Below are 5,320 nucleotides of genomic sequence, written 5' to 3'. Positions count from 1 at the left end.
GGCCGGGACGTGAGGTGTACGGGGCGTGCGCGGGGTGCGGTGGCGACGGATCGCCAGTCAGATCGGGCGGAGCGTCGCCGTGTGGGCGGTCTCCACGGTCACCATGCTGGCCCTCGCCGGGCTCCTTCCCGACTTCCAGCTCCAGTCCGCCGACGGTGACAGCGCCACCCGCATCGCCGTCACCGCCGGCTGCGGCGCCGGCGCCTTCGGCCTCCTCTCGGCCGTGGTCTGGCCGCTCCTGGTCCGTCTGCTGCTGCTCGTCCCCGCGTTCGTCCTCGGCCTGCTGGTCTTCTTCCTCAACGGCTCCCTGCTGCTGCTCGCGCTGCGCCTGAACCCCTCCGGCCGCGGCGTGGTCGCCCCCGAGACCGCCGTCATCGTGGCCGCGGTGATGTCCGCCGTCGCCTCCGCGACCGGCGCGGCCCTCGCCGTACGCGACGACGAGGCCTACCGCCGCAGGCTGCACCGCCTCGCCACCCGGAGCCGCCGGGCCCAGCCGCCCTGCCCCACGGCCCCCGGCCTGGTCTGCGTGCAGCTCGACGGCGTCGGCCACGACGTCCTCGCGGACGCGGTCCGCAAGGGGCTGATGCCGACGGTGGGCCGCTGGCTGACCGGCGGCGACGGCATACCGCCCACGGCGGACGGAAGCCGGCCCACCCACCGCCTGACCCCGTGGCGCACCGACTGGTCCAGCCAGACCGGTGCCAGTCAGCTCGGCATCCTGCACGGCAGCACCTTCGACGTGTCGGCCTTCCGGTGGTACGAGAAGGACCGCGGCGAGGTGATGGTCTGCAACCGGCCGACGAGCGCCGCCGAGCTCCAGCGCCGCGCCGTGCTGCACACCGAGGACGGCGGACTGCTCGCCGTCGACGGCGCCAGCCGCGGCAACCTGTTCAGCGGCGGGGCCGGCGAACAGGCCCTCGTGCTGTCGATCGCCACCCGCCGCCGCGGCCGGGAGAACCGTTCCCGCGCCGGCTACTTCGCCTACTTCTCCGACCCCGCGAACGCCGTCCGTACCGCCCTGTCCTTCGTCGCCGAGGTGGCCCGCGAGATCGGCCAGTCGACCCGGGCCCGGCTGCGGAGGCAGCGCCCGCGCGTCGGCCGGGGCGGCCTCTACCCGTTCGTCCGGGCCTTCGCCACCGTCGTCGAACGGGACGTCGTCGTCGCCGCGGTCATGGGCGACATGCTCGCCGGCCGCACCTGCGTCTACGCCGACCTCGTCGCCTACGACGAGGTCGCCCACCACTCCGGCCCGCACAGCCGCGACGCCGAGAAGGTCCTGCAGCGCCTCGACCGGTCCCTCGCCCTCCTCGAACGCGTCGCCGAGCACGCCCCGCGCCCCTACCGGATCGTCGTCCTCTCCGACCACGGCCAGAGCCCTGGCGAAACCTTTCGCTCCCGCTACGGCCTCACCCTCGGCGACCTGGTCCGGGCCGGCTGCGGACTGCCGGTCCCGCGCCGGGCGGAGCGGACGCGCAGCGGCGCCGAGGCCCGCACCGCCGTCCGCGCCGCCCTGCGCCGCCCGGTGGAGGAGGAGAACGAGCGCCGCCGCCCCGCCCGCCGCCGCGAGCCGATCGTGCTGGCCTCGGGCAACCTCGGCCTGATCTCCTTCCCGGACGTCCCGCACCGCATGACCAAGGAAGAGATCGACGCCCGCCACCCCGCCCTGCTCACCACCCTCGCCAACCACCCCGGCATCGGCTTCCTGCTGGTGCGCAGCGAGGAACACGACGGGGTGGTCCTGGGCGCGTACGGTGCCGAGATACCGCTGGCCCGGCTCGACGACGAGCCCGGCCCGCTGGCCCGCTTCGGCCCCGGCGCCGCCGACGCCGTCCGCCGCACCCACTCCTTCCCGCACACCGCGGACATCATGGTCAACTCCGCCTACGACCCCGCCGACGGCGAAGTGCTCGCCTTCGAGGAACAGATCGGCTCCCACGGCGGTCTCGGCGGCGCCCAGTCCCAGCCGTTCCTGCTCTCCCCGCGCGACCTGTCCGCACCGGTCGCGGCCGGCGAGCGGCTGACCGGCGCCGAACAGATCCACCACGTCCTGCGCCGCTGGCTGAACGAACTGAACGGCCCCCAGGTACCGCTCCCCACGACGGCGACGACGGCGACGGAGGCGGAGAAGGAGAATGCCGAGAGGGAGGCGGAGGCGGAGCGCGCCGCCTGAGTCCCGGCCCCGAGTCCCGCCGCGCCCGGTCAGGCGGGCGAGGCCGCGGTCGCCTCCTCGTTGTCCTTGATGGTCCTGCCCCGTTCGTCCCGCCACTCCGTCCGGCCGTTCTTGCTGCCCCCGGACAGCACACTGGCGGCGCTGGAGGGGCTGTCGAAGATGAACGTCCGGGACAGCCGGTACTGCTGGTCGTTCTCGTCGGCCAGGACGCCCTCCGCGACGAGTTCCTCGCGGATCCGCCGGTAGCCCGGATGCATCACCTTGGTCTCCTTGCGCGCCAGCGCACCCGCCAGCACGGCGAAACCCCGGGCGTCGCTGTACCCCTCCGCCTCGGTCAACTGCGTCTTCAGCAGGTACCGCTTGCCCGCGATCTGCGCCTGGTCGTCCTTCGTCACCGGCATCACGGCGGACGCCTCGGGCTCGTCGTAGATCTCGAAGGCCGTGACCCCCAGCAGCGGCAGCAGGATCAGCGCCTCGTCGAGGTACGCCTCCATGTCCGCGGTCTCCGGCTCGGACAGCCGGCCCAGGGCGTCCGGGTTCGTGCCGTTGTCGAGCGCGGCGATCCGCGCCGTCCGTGCCATGGCGATCAGGCGCGCCTCCAGGTACCTGATGTGCGCCTTGTTCAGCGAGTCGTCCTTGGTCGACAGGACGAACCCGCTGGACCAGAAGTCCTTCTCCCTGATGTGCGAGTCGATCCTGACCCGCACCTCCTCGCCCTCGCCGACGTAGACCCGGGTCGGGCGGACCCCGTCGGGGTCCGCGCCCACGAGCACGTAGACACCCGAGCGCTTCAGCTCCGCGCGCTGCCTGGCCCGGTCGTAGTCGGCACGCGAGAAGCTCAGGCAGCACCCCGTCCAGCCGATCCGTTCGATCAGCCGCAGTCCCTGAGGCGTCCCGTCGATCAGGAATATCCGGATACTGGCGCCACGTGTCCGAGCCGTCATCACACCCCCCGAGCCGGTAACAACGCCGCCGAGTCTGCCAGATCGCGGAAAATCGGCTGCACCCGCTCCGCCCCGGCCCGCACACTGTCCGGGTCGTACACGTCTCGAACACTCCCGAGGGATCCTCCGCCTTGCAGGCCGCCGTCAGTGTCACCCCCGCCCGCGTCCCCGAACTCCTCCTCGGTATGGCCACCGTCCGGCCCGTCTTCCTCTGGGGTGCCCCGGGCATCGGGAAGTCGTCCCTGGTGCGGGAGTTCGCCACCTCGCTCGGTCTGGAGTGCGTGAGCCTGCTCGGTACCCAGCTCGCGCCCGAGGACCTGATCGGGGTGCCGCAGATCCGGGACGGCCGGTCGGTGTTCTGCCCGCCGGAGGTGATCGCGCGGGACGAGCCGTACTGCCTGTTCCTGGACGAGCTGAACGCGGCCACCCCGGACGTGCAGAAGGCCTTCTACTCCCTGATCCTGGACCGCCGGATCGGCAGCTACGAGCTGCCGGAGGGATCGATCGTCATCGGCGCCGGGAACCGTGCCACCGACAACGCCCTGGCCCGGCCGCTCGCCTCCGCCCTGGTGAACCGCCTCGCCCACGTCCACCTGGAGGTGTCCGCCACGGACTGGCTTGCCTGGGCCGCGGACCACGGCATCCACCCCTGGATCACCGACCACCTCACCGACCGGCCGGACCACCTGTGGTCCAAGCCCCCCAAGACCGAGGAGCCGTTCTCCACGCCCCGCTCCTGGCACATGCTCTCCGACGCCCTGCACTCCTTCGGCCCCGACCTGGACGAGCCGACCCTGAACGTCCTCGCGCACGGCACGCTCACCCCCGCGCACGCCACCGCCTTCTGCGGCTACGTCAAGATCGTGCGCAGCCGGTTCGGGATCGAGGCGATCCTCAAGGGCGACGCCCGCTGGCCGCACCGCGTCGAGGACCGCGACCTGCTGTACTACCTCGCCGAGTCCTTCCGCGGCCGGCTCGTCAAGGAACTGCCCGCCGGCAAGGAGCACATGTCGGCGCACGGCCGGGAGATCGCCCACCGTGCCAAGTCGCTGCTGGTGCAGCTCGCCGAGATCTCCGTCGAGGTCGCCCAGACCGTGATCGCCTCCGACGCCGACGGCAACCCGGTCCTGCCGTCCTGGCTCCTGGTCGAGGCCGCCCGCGACATGCCCCGCCTGGTGGAGGCCCGGCGGTGAGCCGCACCCCGCCGAGGAAGAAGCGGGACCGGGCCGGCGAGGCGTTCGCCGAGGGCATGCGGCTGCTGCGCGCCAACCCGGCCCTCGCCGCCGTCGACTTCACCACCTGCCGCAGCGAGACCTGCGCCCTCACCCCGCGCGAGGGCCTGCTCGTCGCCGACTCCGACGGCATCGTGCACGCCCACCCGGACCGGCTCGCCGCGCCCGGCGCCTGGGCGTGGGCGCTCGCGCACGCCGCCCTGCACCTCGGCTTCGGGCACCTCCCGGCCGCCCCGGGCGCCCGCGAGCAGCCCGACCGGTACGACCTCGCCGCCCGCTGCGCCGTCGTCAACCGCTTCCTGCTCGGCTTCCCCGTCGGCACCGCCCCCGAGGAGCTGCCCGTCAGCTACCCCGACGGCGACGAGGAGCAGCTCGCCGCCCGCTGGCGCGCCCACGGCCTGCCGCGCGCCTACGAGCGCTGCGGCACCGCCGGCTCCGCCCCCGACCAGCTGCTCGTCGCCTGGCCCTCCTGGCAGGGGTCATTCCGGACCGTCAGTCGGCCTTCGCCGCCGCCCTGACCCGGACCGTGTCCGCCGCGATGGACATGGCCGGCGGACGCCGGGACTCCCTGGACGGCGAGCGCCTCCCGCGGCGCCCCTGGGAGAAGGCCCTGAGCTGGTTCGTCTCCTCCTACCCGCTGCTCGGCGGCATCGCGGCCGGCATCACCCTGGTCGCCGACGCCGAACTCGCCCGCGCCCACGGCATCCAGATCGCCGCCGTCGACTCCGAGGCCGGCGAGATCTACGTCAACCCGCTGCGCACCTTCGAGGACGAGGAGTGGCGGTTCGTCCTCGCCCACGAGATGCTGCACGCCGCGCTGCGCCACGGCGACCGGTGCGGCACCCGCGACCCGTACCTGTTCAACATCGCCTGCGACTACGTCGTCAACGGCTGGCTGGTCGAGATGCGGGTCGGCACCATGCCCGAGGGACTGCTGCACGACCCGCGGCTGGCCGGCCTGTCCGCCGAGGAGG

The 5,320-nt window shown here is 73.5% G+C and carries 3 protein-coding genes and 1 pseudogene; 3 read left to right on the top strand and 1 reads right to left on the bottom strand.

Features of this window, described 5'->3' with window-relative positions; all coding sequences use genetic code 11:
- Positions 1-25: 25 nt before the first annotated feature.
- On the top strand, positions 26-2,170 hold the full coding sequence (locus CCN44_RS36470; RefSeq protein WP_237481032.1) for a phage holin family protein: 2,145 nt from the start codon (positions 26-28) through the stop codon (positions 2,168-2,170).
- A gap of 29 nt (positions 2,171-2,199) precedes the next feature.
- Here CCN44_RS36470 and CCN44_RS36465 read toward each other — a convergent pair whose 3' ends face one another.
- Positions 2,200-3,114 carry a GIY-YIG nuclease family protein gene (locus CCN44_RS36465; protein ID WP_059254296.1) on the bottom strand — a complete coding sequence of 305 codons (915 nt, stop codon included), beginning with the start codon at positions 3,112-3,114 and terminating at the stop codon, positions 2,200-2,202.
- A 131-nt stretch (positions 3,115-3,245) separates the two neighbouring features.
- Between CCN44_RS36465 and CCN44_RS36460 the strand changes: the two genes are divergently transcribed.
- Positions 3,246-4,307: an ATP-binding protein gene (locus tag CCN44_RS36460; RefSeq protein WP_086702957.1), complete on the top strand. Its 1,062-nt coding sequence runs from the start codon at positions 3,246-3,248 to the stop codon at positions 4,305-4,307.
- Between the two features lie 56 nt (positions 4,308-4,363).
- Positions 4,364-5,320: pseudogene (locus CCN44_RS36455) on the top strand (DUF2201 family putative metallopeptidase); the annotation flags it as partial.

Origin of the sequence: Streptomyces tricolor, from assembly GCF_002155905.1 — a bacterium.
GTDB classification, from domain to species: Bacteria; Actinomycetota; Actinomycetes; order Streptomycetales; family Streptomycetaceae; genus Streptomyces; species Streptomyces tricolor.
Note: the sequence above shows the minus strand (reverse complement) of the source record. Positions and strands in the feature narration are given on the sequence as shown.

Bases quoted from the DNA above. Each gene is read 5' to 3' on its own strand.
- CCN44_RS36465 (WP_059254296.1), bottom strand. From the start codon at position 3,114: ATGACGGCTCGGACACGTGGCGCCAGTATCCGGATATTCCTGATCGAC.